Below are 18055 nucleotides of genomic sequence, written 5' to 3'. Positions count from 1 at the left end.
CGTAATAAATACTCTATATATCAAAATATATGGATCATAATTCTATGATTCCTAGAGAATAAATAATTCAGTTTCGTTGACTTATTGTCGAATATTATCTGATCATGATCTTCGAAATCTGGAGTTTCTTGTAGTGTCTTCCCTCATTGAAAAGTTCCAGTCGCTCGAGGCGGAGCGGGAAAAAAGCTGGTCGCCCGATGCGCTGCGGGTCAATCGCGAGCAGCGCCAGCGACTGGTGGCGGAACTCGGCGACAGGCGCCGGGTGCAGGTCGGCGATGCGATCGGCCAGGCGACGCTGATCGATGCAGCTGACGGGCCCGTTGCGCTCGACCGGCTGCACGCCGAAGGGCCGCTGGTTCTGATTTTCTTCCGCTTCGCCGGTTGCCCCGCCTGCAACATCGCCCTGCCGCACTACGATAGGGAGCTGGCACCGGGCGTGCATGCCCGCGGGGCGCGGCTGGTCGCGGTCAGCCCGCAGGTCCCGGACCGGCTGGTTGAGATCCGGGAGCGGCATGGGCTGTCCTTCGCGGTGGCCTCCGATCCGGGCAACGCGCTCGCGGCGCGCCTCGGCGTCACCTACGAATATGACGAGGCCTCGCGCGCAGCCGCCATCGCAGCGGGTAGGCCGATCAGCGACGTCACCGGGACGGGCACCTGGGAGCTGCCCATGCCGTCCGTGCTGGTCGTCGACCGCGAAGGCATCGTCCGCTTCGCCGACATCAGCCCCGACTGGATGGACCGCACGGAAGCCGGACCGATCCTGGCGACGCTCGATGCGCTCGCGACTGGGGACCGCAAGGTCGCCTGACAGAGCGCCATAGCCCCGGCAGAGATTTTCAGGAGCACGAGACATGCCACTTGTCACCCGCCGATCCTTCACTCTGGCCCTCGCGGCCGCTGGCGTCGTCGCTCCGGCCGTGGCGCGCGGCGCCTCGCCCGACCTTTCCAAGGTCACGCTGCGCATTGGCGATCAGGTCGGTCAGCACCGCAGCAAGCTGCAGGCGGCCGGCCTGCTCGCCGACGTGCCCTACAAGATCGAATGGTCGGCCTATCCGGCAGCCTTCCACCTTCACGAGGCTCTCAAGGCGGAAGCGATCGATATCGGCGCCGCCAATGATTCACCGACCGTCAGCGCCATCGCCGGCGGCTCGAAGATTGCCGTCGTCGCGGCCTGGGGCAATGGCGGCAAGGGTACGCGGCTCTATGTCCCGAAGGGAAGCACGGCCCAATCGGTCGCCGATCTCAAGGGCAAGACCATCTCGCCGACCACGCGCGGCAGCGTCGCGCATTTCCTCGTCGTCGGGGAACTGCGCAAGGCCGGGCTGACCGAAAGTGATGTGAAGCTGGCCTTTCTGAACCCGGTCGATGCCGGTGCAGCCTTCGCTGCCGGCAGCATCGACGCCTGGGCCACCTGGGGCATCTACGGCGCCCGCATCCGCAGCACGCTCGGCGCGCGCGTTCTGTCGAACGGCGAGGATGTGAATTCCGGACTCTTCGTCTTCAGTGCGGCCCGCAGCGCCCTGCAGGATCCGGCGAAGGTCGCGGCCATCGCCGATTATGCCGACCGGATCGAGCGCAGCTATCGCTGGAGCCGGGAAAAGAAGGCGGACCACATCGCCTGGTACAAGACCTATGCGAAGCAGGACGAGGAGACGGCGCTGGCCGTCTATGACGACGACGTGCCCTACCGCCGGCTGAAGATCGACGAAGAATTTGCCGGCCGGCTGAAGAAGACCTTCGACACCTGGACCTCGGTCGGCGTGCTGAACGGCGCGTTCGACTTCCGCGACTACCTCTACCGCGATCTGGCAGTCGGGGCCTGATCGTGACGAGCGGAGTCGCCACCCTTTCCCGTGAGGCACCGTCGCCGACGCGCGGCCGGGCCGTGCCGAAGCTACGGGCCGAGACGCACCAGCCCGTCTCGGTCGCAGACGCGCCGGAGCTCGTCCTGGTCCAGCCCGAGGCGGAGAGACGACGCGGCCTGCCACGGCCGCTGCGCCGGGCGATCGGGCCTGTCCTGCTGGTCGCGCTCTGGCATGTGCTGTCAGTCACCGGCGTGCTGCCGCCGACGGTGCTCGCCGGCCCGGCCACCGTGCTGTCGAGCGCGGCTTCGCTCTGGGCCACGGGTGAGCTGCAAGCCGCGATCCTGGCCTCGCTCGGCCGGGCCGCTTCGGGCCTCGCGATCGGCGGCACCATCGGTATCTCGCTTGCCGTGATTTCGGGCTTGTTCCGGCTTGGCGAGGACCTGGTCGATTCCACCATGCAGATGCTGCGCACGGTGCCGAACATCGCCCTGATCCCGCTCTTCATCATCTGGTTCGGCATCGGCGAGGCGCCGAAAGTCGCGCACATTGCGCTTGCGACGGCCTTCCCGCTGTATCTCAACGTCTATGCCGGCATCCGCAATGTCGACCAGACGCTGGTCGAGGCGGCGCGCACACTCGGCCTTTCCCGCCCGGCGATGATCCGCCATGTCATCCTGCCGGGCGCCTTGCCCAATGCGCTGGTCGGCCTGCGTTATTCGCTTGGCGTCGCCTGGCTGGCACTGGTCTTCGGCGAACAGGTCAACGCGACGGCCGGTGTCGGCTACCTGATGAACAATGCCCGCGAGTTCTTCCAGACGGACGTCATCGTCGTTTGCCTCGTGGTCTACGCGCTGCTCGGCCTGATCGTCGACTTCATCGTCCGGCTGCTGGAGCGGCTGTTGCTCGCCTGGCGCCCGGCCTTTTCCGGAGCCTGACCATGAGCGGCCGCGACAATCATGACCTCGCCGTCCGCGTGCGCGGACTGACCCGCCGCTTCGGCGAGCGGGCAGTCATCGACACACTCGATCTCGATATCCGAAAAGGCGAGTTCGTCGCGCTCATCGGCGCGAGCGGCTGCGGCAAGAGCACGCTGCTCAGGATCCTCGCCGATCTCGACCATGGCATCACGGGCGAGGTCCGCGTGCCGCGGCGGCGCGCCGTCGCCTTCCAGGCACCGCGCCTGATGCCGTGGAAGTCCGTCTGGCGCAATGTCACGCTCGGCCTGCCGGGCGGCGATCACCGAGGCCGGGCGGAAGCGGCACTGGCCGAGGTCGGTCTCTCGCATCGTTCCGACGTCTGGCCGAAGGTCCTCTCCGGCGGCGAGGCGCAGCGCACCTCGCTCGCCCGCGCCCTCGTCCGCGATCCGGACCTGCTCCTGCTGGACGAGCCCTTTGGTGCGCTCGACGCGCTGACGCGGATCAAGGCACAGCACCTCGTCGCGGAGCTCTGGCAGCGCCGACGCTGTGCCGTGTTGCTCGTCACCCATGACGTCGAGGAGGCGCTGCTGCTCGCCGACCGCGTGCTGGTGATGCGGGAGGGCGTCATCGCCCGCAGCATCCCCGTCACGCTGGACCGGCCGCGACGCCTGGACAATCCAGTCTTCGCGGCGCTGCGGGGCGAGTTGCTCGACCTGCTCGGCGTCAGCGAGGACGTCGCCGGCCGGAGGGCGGCATGAGCCGCATCGGAAACGGCGAAGAAGAAGGGCTCGTCGCCGACGTACTGGTCATCGGCGGCGGCATGGCGGGCGCCTGGGCGGCAACCGCTGCGGCGCGCGAGGGCGCTCATGTCGTCCTCGTCGAGAAGGGCTATTGCGGCACCAGCGGCGCCACAGCGGCCGCTGGCCCCGGCCATTGGTGGGCTCCGCCAGATCCGCCCGAGGCACGCGCCAATGCGATCGCCCAGCGCCAGCGCATCGCCTTCGGGCTCGGCGAGCCCCACTGGATGCGGCGCGTTCTCGACGAGACCTGGCGGCTCCTGCCGACGCTGGCGCCCTATTACGATTTCCCGAAGGACGACCAGGGTAAGGTGCGGAACTACCGCGCCCTGCGCGGGCCCGAATACATGCGCGCGCTGCGCGAGCAGATCGTGGATCTCGGCGTCGTGGTCCTCGACCATTCTCCCGCGCTGGAACTGCTCGCCCATGCCGATGGCGCGATTGGCGGCGCCGCCGGCATCCGCACCCAGCGAGGCGGCTCACCATGGCGTATCGCGGCCGGGGCCGTGGTTTTGGCAGCGGGCGGCACGAGCTTCCGTTCCCATCTGCTCGGCTCGCGCAACAACACCGGCGACGGCTACCTGATGGCGGCCGAGGCCGGCGCCGAACTCTCGGGCATGGAGTTCACAGCTGCCTACACGGTCGCGCCGCAACACTCGACCATGACCCGAACGATGTCCTACGCCTTCGCCGACTATTTCGACGCCGATGGCCGTCAAATCGACGCGCCATTCGGGCCCGACCAGACCGAACGGCTGGCGCAGGCCTTGCTCGCAGGTCCGATCTACTGCTCGCTGGCACGGCTTCCGGAGGATGTGCAGCGCCATCTGCCGACCATCTCCCCGAACGTCATGCTGCCCTTCGCACGTTGGGGAATCGACCCGTTTCGAGAGCGCTTCGAGGTCACCCTCCACACGGACGGCACGATCCGCGGCATCGGCGGCGTCAGGGTCCGCAGCGAGGATTGCGGCACGGGAGTACCGGGCCTCTATGTCGCCGGCGATACGGCGAGCCGCGAGCTCGTGGCCGGGGCGAGCTCGGGCGGCGGCAACGTCAACTCCGCCTGGGCTCTTTCTTCCGGCAGCTGGGCCGGGCGCGCCGCGGCCCGCAGGGCCCGTCGTGTTCCAGCCGGTTTCGGCGGGCTCTCGGCGCTTGGCCGTACCGGGCTGAGAGCCTCCGGGCGCCCCCGTCCCGTCAGCGCTGCCGAGGCAGTCGACGCCGTGCGCGCCGAAATGCACCCCTACGACAAGAACCTGTTCCGGACCGGCAAGGGCCTGGCGGCCTCGCGCCGAACGCTGGACGCCGTGTGGTCCGATCTCGCAACACATGCCGCAAGCAACGGGATGGCCGCACTCGCCCTGCGCGAGGCCACCGCTCTGGTCGCTTCGGCCCGCTGGTCGGTGGCCTCGGCGGAAGCACGCACCGAGACGCGCGGGATGCATCGGCGCCTGGACCATCCCACGCTCGACCCCGATCTCGCTGTGCGGCTGATCGCCGGCGGGTTCGACACGGTCACGGTTCGACCGCAAGCCACCGCCGCCACGAGCCCCTTCGAAAGCGTCGCATGATCGAGTTCATTGTCTCCGAGCGTTGCACGGCCTGTGACCGTTGCGTCGAGGTCTGCCCGTCGAACGTCTTCGAGCCGATGGAGGCCGGACCGCCCGTGATCGCAAGGCAGGACGATTGCCAGACCTGCTTCATGTGCGAGCTCTATTGCACCGCCGACGCGCTCTATGTCGGCCCCAACGCCTATCATGCTGAGCCCGCGGATCCGGCTGCCGTCATTGCATCGGGCCTGCTCGGCCAATATCGGCGCGATTCCGGCTGGGACGAGTGGCAGGACCACTATCCGAACGAGCAGTGGCTCATGGAGACGGTCTTCCGGAGAGCGGCGGAGGCTGCTCGATAGGCTGTTTGGAATGTCCGCTTCCCGGTCACTAGCCAATGTCTGCAACTGGCGCTGACCTTACCGGCTGTAGCTAGCCTGAGGTTGGTCTACCCGCGAAGCCTTGGATCAAGGATGTCGCGCAGGAAATCACCCAGCACGTTGGTGGCGAGAACGAGAGCGAAGATCACAAGGCTCGGAATGATCGCGACATGGGGCGCGAAGAAGAAGAAATTGATGCCTTGAGCCGCCATTGTCCCAAGCTCAGGAGTCGGTGGCTGGGTGCCGAGCCCAAGGAATCCGAGTGAGGCCGCAAGGAGGATGGCCTGGCCGAGCCGAAGGGTCAGGAAGACGACAATGGTCGAGAGGCAATTCGGCAGGATGTAGCGAACCAGCAGACCCGTGTCCGTGAGACCGATGACCCGTCCGGCGGCTATATAGTCCTGTGCGATCACCGTCAGCGCCGCGCCGCGAGCAATGCGCGCCGTGAGCGGGATGGTGGAAATCGCCAACGCGATGATCACGGACAGCGTACCGGCGCCAATGATCGCGGCTATCGCCAGCCCGAACAGAATGGCCGGGAATGAGAGCAGCACGTCCATAAGGCGCATGATCAGCCCGTCGAGCCGGGGATAGAATGCCGCCAGCATTCCCGCAGCGGTGCCCAGTGCGCCGCCGATGGCGATCGCGCAAAAGCCCATCAGGCCGGTGAGCCGGAGGCCGAACAGCACGCGGCTGAAGATGTCTCGCCCCTGACCATCGGTGCCGAACCAGTGGGCCGCGCTCGGGGGCTGCATTACCCGCGTCATCTCGATCCGAAGCGGATCGTAGGGCGCCAGGACAGATGCGAACACCGCCCCGGCTGCCAGCATGACGAGCGTGCCGAGGGCGGCGGCGGCGAGCGGATCGGCCGCGAGACGTCGCAGCAGCCGCGCATGGTTGCTCTGCGGAAGAGCGGAGCCCGGTACCAGCGTCATCGGGCCTGAATCCTCGGATCGAGCACGGCATAGAGCAGATCGACAATGATGTTGATCGCGATGAAACCGAGGGCCAGGGCGATGATCGCGCCCTGGGCCACGGGAAGGTCGTTGGCAACGATCGCGCCCACGGCAAGGCGGCCGACGCCCGGCCACGAGAAGATTGTCTCCGTGACGATGGCGCCGCCCATGAGATAGCCGATCTGGAGGCCGATCAGCGTCGTCACCGGGATCATGGCGTTGCGCAACGCATGGCGTCCAACGATCAGGCGCTCCTCCAATCCCTTGGCGCGCGCCGTCCGGATATGGTCCGCACCCAGCACCTCGAGCATGGAGGTGCGCGTGATCCGCGCGACCGGCCCGACGAAGATCAGGCCCAGGCACAGCGATGGCAGAACGGCATGGCGAAAGCCGTCGAGAGTCCAGAGCGGGCCGCCGCGCCCGGTGAAGGGCAGCCACTGCAGCTGGAAGCCGAATATCCACAGCAGGACCATGCCGATCAGGAAGACGGGGAGGGAAATGCCGGCGACGGCCCCGCTGATGATCAGCCGATCGAGGAAGCCGCCTCTTGATACGGCAGCGGCAACGCCGAGCAGTATCGCCAGCGGCACGGCCCAGACCAGGCAGAGGGCGATCAGTTCCAGCGTCGCCAGGAACGAACGGGACAGTTCTTCCGCCACCGACATGTTGTTGACCAACGATGTGCCGAGATCACCTTGCATGATGCTGCCGACATAGCGCAGGAACTGCTCCCAGAGCGGGCGGTCCAGCCCCATTTCACTTCGGATTTGGGTGATGACCGCGGCGCTGGCGGTCGGCCCGGCGCGCACGGTCGCCGGATCCGACGGAACGAGGTTGAGCAGGGCGAACCCGATCAGCAGGACGCCGAAAATTACCGGTACCGCAAACAGCAGGCGCTGCGCCGTGTATCTCAGCATGGGGCTGCCTTTCGGTCTCGCTTGCGATCAGGCCTGAACCGGCTCGGGAGCCTTGCGAGGCTTGACGTCGTTCGGGCGCAGGACCTGCACGATGAAGTGTTCGAGCTGCGGCTCATAGGCCTCCCAAAGTTGACGCAGTTTGGCTTGCGGCTCCGGCTCGAGGTCCACGCGCAGATCGACCAGCGGCCAGTCCTGCTCGTCGACGACGAGGAGAGCAGCCGACATGATCGGCTGGGTCTCGCCACCGGCGGCAAGGCCGGCATCGATCGCGCCCAGCAGCTTCTCCACGAACGGTACCCCAGCGGCGCCCTCGAAAAATTCGACCATCGCTTTGGGCACGTCAGGGTTTGCGATGACGTTGCCGGTCGAGACGCAATTGACACCCTGGTAGCCCGAATTGATCGAGGGGATCTTCGGGCCGGTATAGAACGCCGTCCCGCCGTTCCGGTCGATCGCTGCGACCTGCCGCTGATCAGGAAATTCGCTCTCGTCGATGAGGCGGCGCACGGTCTCCTCGGCGCTGAGCCCGGCGGAAAGGAAGTCGAGCCCCTTCGGACCAAGCCGGATGTCGCTACGGTGCTGCGACGTCACGGCACCGACCCTGGCGCGGGCCCAAGGGCAGCGGTTTCCGACGGCGATGCTGGAAGTGGCGATGCCGATGCCGAACATGCCCGTCTTTTCGTCACGGGCGATCAAAGAAAATGTCATCTCGTTCTCCTGAGTTGAACTCGGTGCGATCAGCCGAACCAGGACCTCGCCCTGTCCTGCAGCGACAGGGCCATGGTCATCGGGGCCATGAACCAGGGGACGCCGTTGTAGTAGGGACGGCTCGGCAGTTCCTGCTGGGCGAACTGGCTCGTCGATTGACCGGAGAGCAGCAGCTCCGCCGTGCGGCGGCCGAGATAGCTGCCCATCACGATGCCCGAGCCGTTGCAACCGAGCACATGATGGATGTTCCCCCGCCGGCCGATGTGCGGGATGCGGTCGAAAGTGAAGCCGACACGGCCTTCCCAGGCATGGCTGATGCGAGTCTCGGCAAGCGAGGGAAAGGACTGCGCCATCACCTGCTTAAGGCGTCGCGCGATAGCGACCGGGTCGACGCGGTCTACCTGCAGCGCCCTTCCGCCGACGAGCAGGCGCCGCCGATCGGGGCTGGCGCGAAACGCGAATGCGAGCTTGCGCGTATCGTTGACGAGTTGCCCCCCGGGTAAAAGGCCCTCGACAATGCCCGCCGCCAGCGGTTCGGTCGCGATCATGTGGCTCCCGACGGCGATGACGCGGCGACGATACCAGGGCAGCTCGCGTCCGGTATAGGCATTGGTCGCCAGGATGACGTCGCGGGCGCGGGTGGTGCCCGCGGCCGTCACGACCGACGTCGCCTTGCCGCTCTCGACAAGTTCGGTCACCGGAGTCTGTTCAATGACCTGGACGCCGTGTGCGCGCGCAAGGCGCAGCAAACCACGATGATACTTCGCAGGGTCGATACCCCCATCCTCGGGCAGCATCATCGCGCCGTGATAGAGATCGGTCACCACATGCGCGGGCAACCAGTCCTTGTCGATGGTATGGGCCGGAATGCCGAACGTCGCGGTCAGGAAAGCTGCCTGGCGCTTGAGCATCTCCATGTCCCTAGCGGTCCAGGCGCAGATCAGCCTGCCGGACAGCGCTAGGTCACAATCGATGTTCTCATCGCTGACAAAGCGGCGGAACCAGCCATAGGCGTCCCAGGTCTCGCTGAGCAGCGCATGGGCCTTTTCGGCCCCGAAGTCCTTGGCCAGCGCGACGTAGCTTTGCCGCAACCGGCCGCCGATCATGCCCACGCTGCGCGTGCTGGCCCCGTGGCCAGCGCTGTGGGCTTCGATGACAACGACCCCGCGGCCGGCGCGCGCCAGCGGGATCGCCGCCGAGAGGCCGGCATAGCCGGAGCCTACGATCACTACGTCGGCTTCGGCTGGGATAGCCTGGCGAGCGGCCGTGCCCCGGGGGACGGCCTCCCACCAATACGGCTCGGCCTTGAAGCCGTCGGCCAGCACAGTGTCGCTCACTTGGCGATCTCGATGTCCAGGCCCTTGTAGACGGCGCTGTTGTAGATCCCGTGCACGTCGACGCCCTTGACCCGCTTGGTCGAGAACAGGAACAGGCGCTCATGCACGAGGGGGATCAGAAGAGCCTGGTCCGCCACGATCTTCTGGACGGCGGCATAGGCCTCGGCCTTCTTGGCTGCATCCAGGCTGGTCTGGCCGGCCGCGAGCAGGTCGTCGGTGGTCTTGTCCTTCCAGTTGAAGCGGTTCGGCGCCGGCACGTTCGCGGAATGGAACATCATCAGCACCTCGCCGGCCGTGGCGTAGGGCGAGAACAGCGCATAGCCATCGAAGTCCGGCGAGGTGTTGATCTGCGCCATCGCGGCGGCGGGCTCGACCAAGAGCAGTTTCAGGTCGATGCCTACCTGCTTCATGTAGCCCTGGATCGCCTCGAGACGGGAACGCCACCCGGCCGTGCCGGCGGCGAGGATCGAAGGCGAGAGCCGCTCGCCATCCTTGTAGCGGAAGCCGTCATTGCCGAGCTTCCAGCCGGCCTCGTCGAGCAGCGCCTTGGCCTTGGCCGGGTCGTAGCTCGCCTCGGTCGCGCCCGAGTAGTCGATGGTGCCGGGGCTGACCAGCGTCTTGGCCGGCCGAGCCTGGCCGAACCACATGCTCTTGGCGAGAGCCTCGCGGTCGACCGCCAGGTTCATCGCCTGACGAACGCGCAGGTCGCTCGTCATCTTGCGGTTCGGACGCAGGCCGAGATAGGCGGAATAGTTCGAGATGCGCGGCTCGGCCTTGGTCAGCATCGGCAGCTTGCTGAGCTGATCGATCGACCATTCCGGCAACACGTAGGAGATGTCTCCCGCCCCCGTCTGCATCGCGGCCAGGATCGCGCTTTCCTCGGGAACGACGCGCCAGACGATAGCCTCGACCTTGGCCGGTCCCTTGTTGTCGTAGATCGCCGGCCCCCATTTGTAGGCATCATGGCGCGTCACGACGAACTGGTCGCGCGGACGCCACTCGCCCCAGCAGAACGGCCCGGTGCCGTTCAGGCCCTTGACGCCGAAATCGGCGCCCAGTTTCCCGACATTGGCTCGGTCGATGATCGAGCCGAAGCTCTGCGCGAGGTGCAGCAGGAGCTCGTTATGCGGCTCCTTCAGCATATAAATGACGGTCGTGTCGTCCTTGGCGGTGATGTCGGCGACCTTGCCGAGGCGCCAGGCCGCTGGGGAGCGTGTCTCGGGGGCGATTAGGCGCTTCAGCGAATAGACAACGTCGCCGGCGGTGAGCGGCTTGCCGTCGCAGAACTTGACGTCGTCGCGTAGATTGAACGTGTAGGTCAGGCCATCATCGGATACTGACCACGACTTCGCCAGCAGCGGACGCAGTGTTTTCTGGTCGTCTTCGACCGAGACCAGCGTATCCGCCATCATGAACAGGATTTCGGCTGCGCCTCGACCGGTCGACTTGTGCGGGTCGAAGCCGACGGAATCGTTCCTGACCAGAATGGTCGCCGTCCGCTCCTTCGCCGGCAGGTTGGCCGCCGCCGCAGGGACGGCGCCGGCGAGCAGCGCCGCTGCGATGAGATATGCCCGAGCCATAGCCATCATTCCCCTCCATTATCGTTTGCCAGATAGTCGATTGCCGACAGCGCGTGGACGCGCAGAACGGCGAACAGCTCGTCGATCGTGACATGCTCTTCGCGGTGGCCCATCGTCTTGGGGGAAGGGCCGTAGAGATAGGCCGGCACCCCGCGCCAGCGCCAGTAACGGGCGTCCGAGCCGCCGAGACTGACGATCGGCACCGCTTCTCGCCCCGTCACTTGCCGCGTGTTGGCCCGCAGGATTCCGGCCATGTCCCCCTCGGGGTCGCACCAGCTCGACGGGTAGCTGTGGTCGGGCCGCGTCTCGCGCGTCACCATCGGATAGCGGACGAGAATACCGGCGAGTTCGCTCTCGACCCGCTCAATGCTCAGGCCGGGCGGCATCCTGACCTCGACTTCGAGCAGGCACTCGTCCGGCAGCATGTTGACCTTGAGCCCGCCACGGATCACCCCGATGTTCACCGTCGCACGGTCCGCGATGTCGGCCGCGCCGTCGCCGAGGCTGATGTTCATCGCCGCCCGTGCCGACGCGGAGGCGATCACCGCGCTGACCGTTTCAGGCAGTTCGGGCTGAAGCTCCGCCAGCGCCTCCAGATCTGTGGCCAGGCGGCAGGCGATCTTGATCGCGCTCTCGCTGAGATGCGGGTAGGCGCCATGGGCTCCCCGGGTGCGGACGGTCAGAGCCATTCGCAGCGCGCCCTTTTCCCCGAAGCGCAGCGTGGCCAGCCCGCTTGGCTCGCCGTTGAGGCAACAATCGCCGATCACCTCCTCGGGAATCGTCTCCATCAGATGGCGCGTGCCGTAGCGGCCGCCGGTCTCCTCGTCGGACACCACCGTCAGCGTCAGGCGCCCACGCAGCTCCGGCATCAGCTCGGCCAGGTAGCGATAGGTGAAGATCGAGGCCGTCGTGCCGCATTTCATGTCCGCCGCGCCGCGCCCGTAGATCCGGTCGTCGATGACCTCACCGCTCCACTGGCTGCGGTGCCCCGGCAACTCGTCGATTGCCGGGAACACGTCCATGTGCCCGTTCAGGACCAGGTGTCGCCCAGGTTGCGCCGCCGAGACCGAGCCGACGATGTTGGGCAAGTGTTCTTGAGCACTCAGCACGCGGAAAGGCAGCCCATGTTCGGCGAGGAAGCGCTCGACATGGGTGCTCGCAAGGCGCGTATCGCCGGGAGGGTTCGGGGACTTCGCCTGCAGGAAAGCCGAAAGGAAGGCGATGATCTCCTCGCGATCGCGCTCGATCCAGTCGAGCACACGCTGCTTCAGCATATCCGGTTCGGTCACCGCAAATCCACATGTTAGCGCTAACGTTACCGCTAACATCCAGGTTTATGTTTTGCGTCCTGTCAAGTAGGGTGCGGATGAAGCGAGCCTCGACGATGCTCAAAAGGCGTGCAGCAGAGCCCACCTATGAACCATGATCCCGTGAAGCGATTGCCGGGCTGGGCCACCATGTCCGATGTCGCACACGCCGCCGGCGTTTCGCTCATGACGGTCTCGCGCGTTTACAAGAACCCGTCCGCCGTGAGCGCCGCGACGCGCGAGCGCGTGCTGAACGAAGGCGATCGGCTGGGCTTCGTTCCGAACATGCTTGCGGGTAATCTCGCCTCCGGTCGCAGCGCCATGATCGGGATCGTCGTTCCGTCCCTGCGCAACTCGAACAATGCCAACAGTATCCAGGGTATGGCCGATCGACTTCGGCAGGCCTCCTATCAGTTCATGATCACCAACACCGGCTATTCACTGGATGCCGAAGCCTTGGCGGTAGAGGCCTTCATCCGCAGGCGTCCCGACGGCCTTGTCCTGACAGGCACCCGCCACAGCGACGAGACCTACGCACTACTGCGCGGCTCGGGTCTCCCCGTGGTCGAGGTCTGGGAGACCGAAGGCCCGATCATCGACATGGCGACGGGTTTTCGAAATCGCGAGGCGGGAGGCGAGATCGCGCGCTACCTGATTGCCCAAGGCTATGACCGAATCGGCTATGTCGACTATCCCGTGCCCGGTCTGCGTCGCTACGAGGCCCGCCGCGACGGAGCGCTGGACGCGCTGCGTCAGGCAGGGCTGCGCGCCGATATCGTGGTGTCGCCCCTCTCGACGGACGTGACGGAGGACACCTCGAGTTTTCGCGGGGGAACGAGCGGGCTTCAGCAGTTGCTGGATGCCGGCGGCGTGCGAGCCGTGCTCTGCGCCTCGGATCTTCTGGCCGTCGGCGTCATGTTCGAGGCGCAGCGCCGCGGCATGCGGGTGCCAGAGGATCTCGCCGTTGCAGGCTTTGGCGACTTCGAGATCGCGGCCGAAATCCCCCCTGGTCTGACGACCATCAGGACCCAAGGCTATCAGATGGGTTGGGCGGCCGCCGATATGTTGATCTCCCGTATCGAGGGCTTGCCCATCGATACGGAGATCAAGAACGTCGACTACGCTCTGGTGAAGCGAGGTAGCGCCTGAGCGAACAGGATCGCGAAAACAGGTTCGCCACGCACTCCGCGAGACGGCCACCGGTGAATGTTTGAAAACCGCCGTCACGTTCACCGGCGCGAATTCGAGCTCTCTCAATCTGCCGGATGTCTGTTCTTGGGCAGTGGCTCAATGTCTGCTTGTGGCGCGAATCGGAAGCGCATTGCTCAGTAAGTAACCGAAGCTTCATCACCCAAAACGTTTGCGGGCGGAAACGAGTGTTGGGGTGAACGTTGGGGCGCCACTTGTCTGGGAGACCCGATTCGGCAACCAATACATACGGTTAGCGCCAAAAAACTGGCGGACAGGGAGGGATTTGAACCCCCGATACCCTTGCAGGTATGCCGCATTTCGAGTGCGGTGCATTCAACCACTCTGCCACCTGTCCGCGGTCGCCTTCGGTCGAAGCGAGGCGCTTGTTACACAAGCCGCGCCCGAGGGGCAAGCCTCTCGACCGTGAGAAATCCACTGTTCCCCGCGGCTTTCGCTTGACCTGTCGCGCCGGCCCGACTATCGAGCACCGTCCGGCGTGGGGAAACCCGCGCCCGATCTCTTTTGGCCTGCGTGATGCGTCGCGGGCCGGCAAGAGCAACCAGACCACGCAACCGACTGCCAAAAAGCCGTCCCGCATGCGCTCCGTTCCGGAAGCCATGACAGGGCGGGGCCGAACATGGAGGACAAAATGTTCGCAGTCATCAAGACCGGCGGGAAGCAGTTCCGCGTCGCCGCCAACGACAAGATCACCGTTGCCAAGATCGAGGGCAACCCGGGCGACACCGTCGCTTTCGGCTCCGTGCTGATGCTCACCGAAGGCGAGAAGACCACGCTCGACGCCAAGGCCCTCTCCGAGATCACCGTCGCCGGTGAGATCGTCGAGCAGGCCCGTGGCGAGAAGGTCATCGCCTTCAAGAAGCGCCGCCGCCAGAACTCGAAGCGCAAGCGCGGCTTCCGCGCCGAGCTGACCATCATCCGCATCACCGACATTCTCACCGGCGGCAAGAAGCCGGAGATGAAGAAGGGCGATGCCGCCGCCGCGCCGGCCGCCGTGAAGGCCAAGGCCGCTCCGAAGGCTGCCAAGGCCGAGGCCGGCGAGGAAGCTGCGGCGCCGAAGAAGGCCGCCGCCAAGAAGGCCCCGGCCAAGAAGGCGGCCAAGGACGAAGCGTCCGAGGCCTGAGGTCGGGTCTTCCCGGCGTCGATATCTGCGCCGGATCATCATCGCCGAGGCTTCGGTCTCGATCTGTCGCTCCTGACAGAATGGTGCTCCGGCATTTCGTATCCGAGACGGGTGGTCTTTGCCCTCGATTCGGGTTAGAGAGACACCACAAGTTTTGAGGTAGGGCGTTATGGCTCACAAAAAGGCAGGCGGCTCGTCGCGTAACGGCCGCGATTCCGAAAGCAAGCGACTCGGCGTGAAGCGCTTCGGCGACCAGGCCGTCGTTGCCGGCAACATCATTATTCGTCAGCGCGGCACGAAGTGGCATGCCGGCGCCAATGTCGGCATGGGTAAAGACCATACCCTTTTTGCCACGACGAACGGCCGCGTCCGATTCTCGACGAAACTCGGCCGAGCTTTCGTGAACGTAGTCCCGGCCCAAGAGGCCGCAGAGTAAAAGGCGGATAGGGAAGTCTCTCGATCCGCCGGTTCCATCGAACCGAACGGATCAAGGGCAAGGCCCGAATAGGGTTTCCCGAAGGTCAGCGAGAGGGGAGATGGGACCAAAGTCCCAGCTCCCTTTTTTCGTTTGCGCCGACGGAGAGACACAATGTTCCCCGAACTGACCCGCGACGATGTCTTCCGGCTCGAGACCCGGCGTCTCTGGCTGCGTTGGCCCCGCATGGCCGATGCCGCCGCCATCCTTCGCCAGGCCGGCGAAAAGGCAGTGGCGGAGATGACGGCATCGATTCCACATCCCTACCCGCCGGAGGCGGTGGAGCCCTTCATCTTCGCGATGCGCAAGGGCAATGCGCTGGGCGATCATCTCGCGCTGGCGATCACCCCGCGTTCGAAGCCGAACGAGCTGATCGGCATGATCAGCGCGCACAGACAGGCGGCGGACGCGCCCTCCGTCGGCTACTGGCTCGGCACCCCGCATTGGGGGAAAGGCTATGCGACCGAAGCGATGCAGGGCCTGATCGACAGCCTGTTCTCGCTCGTCGACATTCCGGCGATCGAGACCAATGTGCGCGTCATCAACCCGGCCTCCCGGCGGGTGCTGGAGAAGTCCGGCTTTCGGTCCGAGGGTTCGTTCCTGAGGTCGCTGCCGGCGCGCGGCGGGCTGTTCCCCTGCGAGCAGTTCCGGCTCGACCGCTCGACCTGGGCGGCGCTGAAGAGCTGGAGTGCGAGCGGCTGGGCGCATGCCCCGGAATTGGAGCCGGAGCCGGAACCCGCGCGCGGCGCCCCTAGCCTCACCATGCCGCCGCGCCGGCAGCAGGAACAGGGCGAGCCCTGCCCTGCTTAGAAACTGTGGCCGTCATGCTCGCCCTTGTGGCGAGCATCCACGCCTTGAACGCCATCCTCGATGGCGGAAGGCGTGGATGGTCGGGACAAGCCCGACCATGACGGACGCGTAGCCCCTTACTTCACGAAAGTCCCGTGCAGTTCGTCGTCGATATGCACGCGGATGATCTCCTCGAAGCTCGACTCCGCCTTGAAGCCGAGCGCCACGGAGCGCTGCGGGTTGAAGTTGCGCGGCCAGCCCGCGACGATCCCGTCGATCACCGGATCCGTCACGCGCTTAATCCGCTTCACCACGTTCTCGCCCGCGACCTTGCGCAGCGCTTCGATCTGCTCGGCCACCGTGCAGGAATAGCCCGGCATGGTCAGGGCGCGACGCGGGCCGATCTTAGCGGTGTCCATCGTCGCGGCATGGATCAGGAAGCCGACCGCCGAACGTGGGCTGGCATGCCAGTGGCGCACCTGGTCGGAGACCGGCAGCACCGCCTCCTCGCCGTTCAGCGGCTCGCGGATGATGTTGGAGAAGAAGCCGGAGGCCGCCTTGTTCGGCTTGCCGGGGCGCACGCAGATCGTCGGCAGGCGGATGCCGACACCATCGAAGAAGCCGCGCCGCGAATAGTCGCAGAGCAGGAGCTCGCCGATCGCCTTCTGCGTACCGTAGCTGGTCAGCGGCGTGGTGAAGAACTCGTCCTCGATCTTGTCGTGGAACGGCGCGCCGAACACGGCGATCGAGGAGGTGAAGACCAGGCGCGGCTTGTAGCCGTCGCCGGCCTTGCGGATCGCCTCGAAGAGATAGCGCGTGCCGTCGAGATTGATCCGGTAGCCCTTGTCGAAATCGGCCTCGGCCTCGCCGGAGACGATCGCGGCGAGATGGACGATCAGCTCCGGCCGCGTCGCGAGCAGCTTCTCGGCCTCGCCCTCGATCGAGAGATCCGAGACCACCGTCTCGAAGTCGAAGGGCGCGGCCGGCGGCGGCGAGGCAACGACCACGTCCTGTGCCGTCACGCGGGTCACCGGCTTGCCGCCGAGCCCGCCATCGCGCGCCAGCCGCTCGATGAACTTGCGCCCGACCATGCCGGCGCCGCCAAGAACGAGAATATGCATCGGATCTGTCCTGAGAGTTCGGTCTGAAGTTTCGTATCAGTTCGGAAGATGGCCGCCGAGATCGTCCGCGATATGGACGCGGATGATCTCGTCGAAGTCGCGTTCGGCGGTGAAGCCCAGCGCCAGAGCCCGCTTCGCGTCGAAGCGGGTCGGCCAGCCGGCGACGATGGCCGAGGAGGCCGGGTCGGGCGCGCGCCGGATCAGCTTCACCGCCTTGTCGCCGGCGATGCGCCGGAGCGCCTCGATCTGATCGCCAACGGTGACGCAGACGCCCGGCATGGTCAGATTGACGCGCGTACCGAGCTCTTCGCGCGACAAGCCCGCGGCATGGATCAGGAAACCGACGGCCGAACGCGGGCTGGCATGGGTGAAGAGCACCTCGTCGCCGACCGGCAAGAGCGCTTCCACGCCCTGCAGCGGCTCGCGGATGATGCCGGAGAAGAAGCCGCCGGCCGAGGCGTTGGGCTTGCCCGGCCTGACCACGATCGAAGGGAAGCGGATGCCGACGCCATCGACGAAGCCGCGCCGCGAGTAGTCGGCCAGCAGCAATTCGCCGATCGCCTTCTGCGTGCCGTAGCTGGTCAGCGGCGTGACGTGGAACTCATCGGAAATCGACGGCGGAAACGGCGCGCCGAAGATGCCGCTCGAGCTGGTGAAGACGAACTTCGGTGCATAGGCCGCACCGCCCTCGTGCCGGATCGCCTCCAGCAGGTTGCGCATGCCGTCGAGATTGACGCGATAGCCCTTGTCGAAATCGCGCTCGGCCTCTCCGGAGATGATCGCGGCGAGGTGGAAGATCAGGTCCGGGCGCAGCGCGGCGAGCGCCTTCGCCACAGCCGCATCACCCGAATCCTCGACACGGATCGTCGCGCGGTTCGCGAGCTCGGCCGGCAGCGAGGCCGGCACGACATCGGAGAGCGTGAGCTTGCTGATCGCCCTGCCGGCGCAGCTGCCCTCGCGCGCCAGGCGCTCCGCCAGCTTGCGGCCGACCATGCCGGCCGCCCCCGTGATCAGGACATGCATGCCGCTCTCCCTATCCGTTCTGGTGCCGGGTCGCTGTCGGGCGCGACCTTGAACGATGGCGGAC

18 protein-coding genes and 1 tRNA gene are annotated in these 18055 nt (G+C 66.0%); 10 read left to right on the top strand and 9 right to left on the bottom strand.

Annotated features, from left to right (window positions below; all coding sequences use genetic code 11):
• The first annotated feature begins 133 nt into the window (after positions 1–133).
• Genes B5Y19_RS11865 through B5Y19_RS11840 form a run of 6 tightly spaced genes read left to right on the top strand, consistent with a single transcriptional unit; the run spans position 134 to position 5428 of the window.
• Positions 134–808: a peroxiredoxin-like family protein gene (locus B5Y19_RS11865; RefSeq protein WP_055727235.1), complete on the top strand. Its 675-nt coding sequence runs from the start codon at positions 134–136 to the stop codon at positions 806–808.
• Between the two features lie 43 nt (positions 809–851).
• Positions 852–1823 carry an ABC transporter substrate-binding protein gene (locus tag B5Y19_RS11860; protein WP_079591506.1) on the top strand — a complete coding sequence of 324 codons (972 nt, stop codon included), beginning with the start codon at positions 852–854 and terminating at the stop codon, positions 1821–1823.
• A gap of 2 nt (positions 1824–1825) precedes the next feature.
• Complete coding sequence (locus B5Y19_RS11855; protein WP_079591505.1) at positions 1826–2740, top strand: ABC transporter permease subunit; 915 nt, start codon at positions 1826–1828, stop codon at positions 2738–2740.
• Positions 2741–2742: 2 nt separating this feature from the next.
• Entirely contained in the window at positions 2743–3480 is a 738-nt protein-coding gene (locus tag B5Y19_RS11850) for an ABC transporter ATP-binding protein (RefSeq protein WP_055727238.1), read from the top strand.
• Positions 3477–5087, top strand: coding sequence for an FAD-dependent oxidoreductase (locus B5Y19_RS11845; protein ID WP_055727239.1), 1611 nt, complete (start codon positions 3477–3479; stop codon positions 5085–5087). Before B5Y19_RS11850 ends, B5Y19_RS11845 begins: the two co-directional genes overlap by 4 nt.
• A complete protein-coding gene (locus B5Y19_RS11840; protein WP_055727240.1) occupies positions 5084–5428 on the top strand; it encodes a 4Fe-4S dicluster domain-containing protein in 345 nt (114 codons plus the stop codon). The genes B5Y19_RS11845 and B5Y19_RS11840 overlap by 4 nt, the downstream gene beginning before the upstream one ends.
• Before the next feature lie 86 nt (positions 5429–5514).
• On the opposite strand, the gene B5Y19_RS11835 is transcribed toward B5Y19_RS11840, so the two are convergent.
• From B5Y19_RS11835 to B5Y19_RS11810, 6 genes are read right to left on the bottom strand one after another with little or no spacing between them, the layout of a single operon-like run.
• Positions 5515–6381 carry an ABC transporter permease gene (locus B5Y19_RS11835; protein WP_055727241.1) on the bottom strand — a complete coding sequence of 289 codons (867 nt, stop codon included), beginning with the start codon at positions 6379–6381 and terminating at the stop codon, positions 5515–5517.
• Positions 6378–7319 carry an ABC transporter permease gene (locus B5Y19_RS11830; RefSeq protein WP_079591504.1) on the bottom strand — a complete coding sequence of 314 codons (942 nt, stop codon included), beginning with the start codon at positions 7317–7319 and terminating at the stop codon, positions 6378–6380. Before B5Y19_RS11830 ends, B5Y19_RS11835 begins: the two co-directional genes overlap by 4 nt.
• 27 nt (positions 7320–7346) lie before the next feature.
• Positions 7347–8015, bottom strand: coding sequence for a DUF1028 domain-containing protein (locus B5Y19_RS11825; protein WP_176168616.1), 669 nt, complete (start codon positions 8013–8015; stop codon positions 7347–7349).
• Between the two features lie 41 nt (positions 8016–8056).
• Positions 8057–9364 carry an NAD(P)/FAD-dependent oxidoreductase gene (locus B5Y19_RS11820; RefSeq protein WP_079591502.1) on the bottom strand — a complete coding sequence of 436 codons (1308 nt, stop codon included), beginning with the start codon at positions 9362–9364 and terminating at the stop codon, positions 8057–8059.
• Positions 9361–10950, bottom strand: coding sequence for an ABC transporter substrate-binding protein (locus tag B5Y19_RS11815; RefSeq protein ID WP_176168615.1), 1590 nt, complete (start codon positions 10948–10950; stop codon positions 9361–9363). The genes B5Y19_RS11820 and B5Y19_RS11815 overlap by 4 nt, the downstream gene beginning before the upstream one ends.
• The gene (locus tag B5Y19_RS11810) at positions 10950–12218 is read right to left on the bottom strand and encodes a M20/M25/M40 family metallo-hydrolase (RefSeq protein WP_055727246.1); all 1269 of its coding nucleotides are present in this window, start codon (positions 12216–12218) and stop codon (positions 10950–10952) included. Before B5Y19_RS11810 ends, B5Y19_RS11815 begins: the two co-directional genes overlap by 1 nt.
• A gap of 141 nt (positions 12219–12359) precedes the next feature.
• On the opposite strand from B5Y19_RS11810, the gene B5Y19_RS11805 reads away from it, so the two are divergent.
• Positions 12360–13400 (top strand): LacI family DNA-binding transcriptional regulator, encoded by a 1041-nt coding sequence (locus B5Y19_RS11805; RefSeq protein ID WP_055727247.1) that lies wholly within the window; start codon positions 12360–12362, stop codon positions 13398–13400.
• 307 nt (positions 13401–13707) lie between these two features.
• Here B5Y19_RS11805 and B5Y19_RS11800 read toward each other — a convergent pair.
• Positions 13708–13797: transfer RNA gene (locus B5Y19_RS11800), tRNA-Ser, on the bottom strand.
• A 294-nt stretch (positions 13798–14091) separates the two neighbouring features.
• Here B5Y19_RS11800 and rplU point away from each other — a divergent pair.
• The 3 genes from rplU (at position 14092) to B5Y19_RS11785 (ending at position 15868) form a co-directional block, all read left to right on the top strand.
• Positions 14092–14583: a 50S ribosomal protein L21 gene (rplU, locus tag B5Y19_RS11795; RefSeq protein WP_055727343.1), complete on the top strand. Its 492-nt coding sequence runs from the start codon at positions 14092–14094 to the stop codon at positions 14581–14583.
• A gap of 169 nt (positions 14584–14752) precedes the next feature.
• Complete coding sequence (gene rpmA / locus B5Y19_RS11790) at positions 14753–15019, top strand: 50S ribosomal protein L27 (protein WP_055727248.1); 267 nt, start codon at positions 14753–14755, stop codon at positions 15017–15019.
• A gap of 153 nt (positions 15020–15172) precedes the next feature.
• Positions 15173–15868 (top strand): GNAT family N-acetyltransferase, encoded by a 696-nt coding sequence (locus tag B5Y19_RS11785; RefSeq protein ID WP_079591500.1) that lies wholly within the window; start codon positions 15173–15175, stop codon positions 15866–15868.
• A gap of 116 nt (positions 15869–15984) precedes the next feature.
• On the opposite strand, the gene denD (B5Y19_RS11780) is transcribed toward B5Y19_RS11785, so the two are convergent.
• Positions 15985–16968: a D-erythronate dehydrogenase gene (gene denD, locus B5Y19_RS11780; protein ID WP_055727249.1), complete on the bottom strand. Its 984-nt coding sequence runs from the start codon at positions 16966–16968 to the stop codon at positions 15985–15987.
• A 36-nt stretch (positions 16969–17004) separates the two neighbouring features.
• Positions 17005–17991, bottom strand: coding sequence for a D-erythronate dehydrogenase (denD, locus tag B5Y19_RS11775; protein ID WP_055727250.1), 987 nt, complete (start codon positions 17989–17991; stop codon positions 17005–17007).
• Positions 17992–18055 lie beyond the last annotated feature (64 nt).

Source organism: Allobosea thiooxidans, from assembly GCF_900168195.1.
In the GTDB taxonomy this organism is placed as follows: Bacteria; Pseudomonadota; Alphaproteobacteria; order Rhizobiales; family Beijerinckiaceae; genus Allobosea; species Allobosea thiooxidans.
Note: the sequence above shows the minus strand (reverse complement) of the source record. Positions and strands in the feature narration are given on the sequence as shown.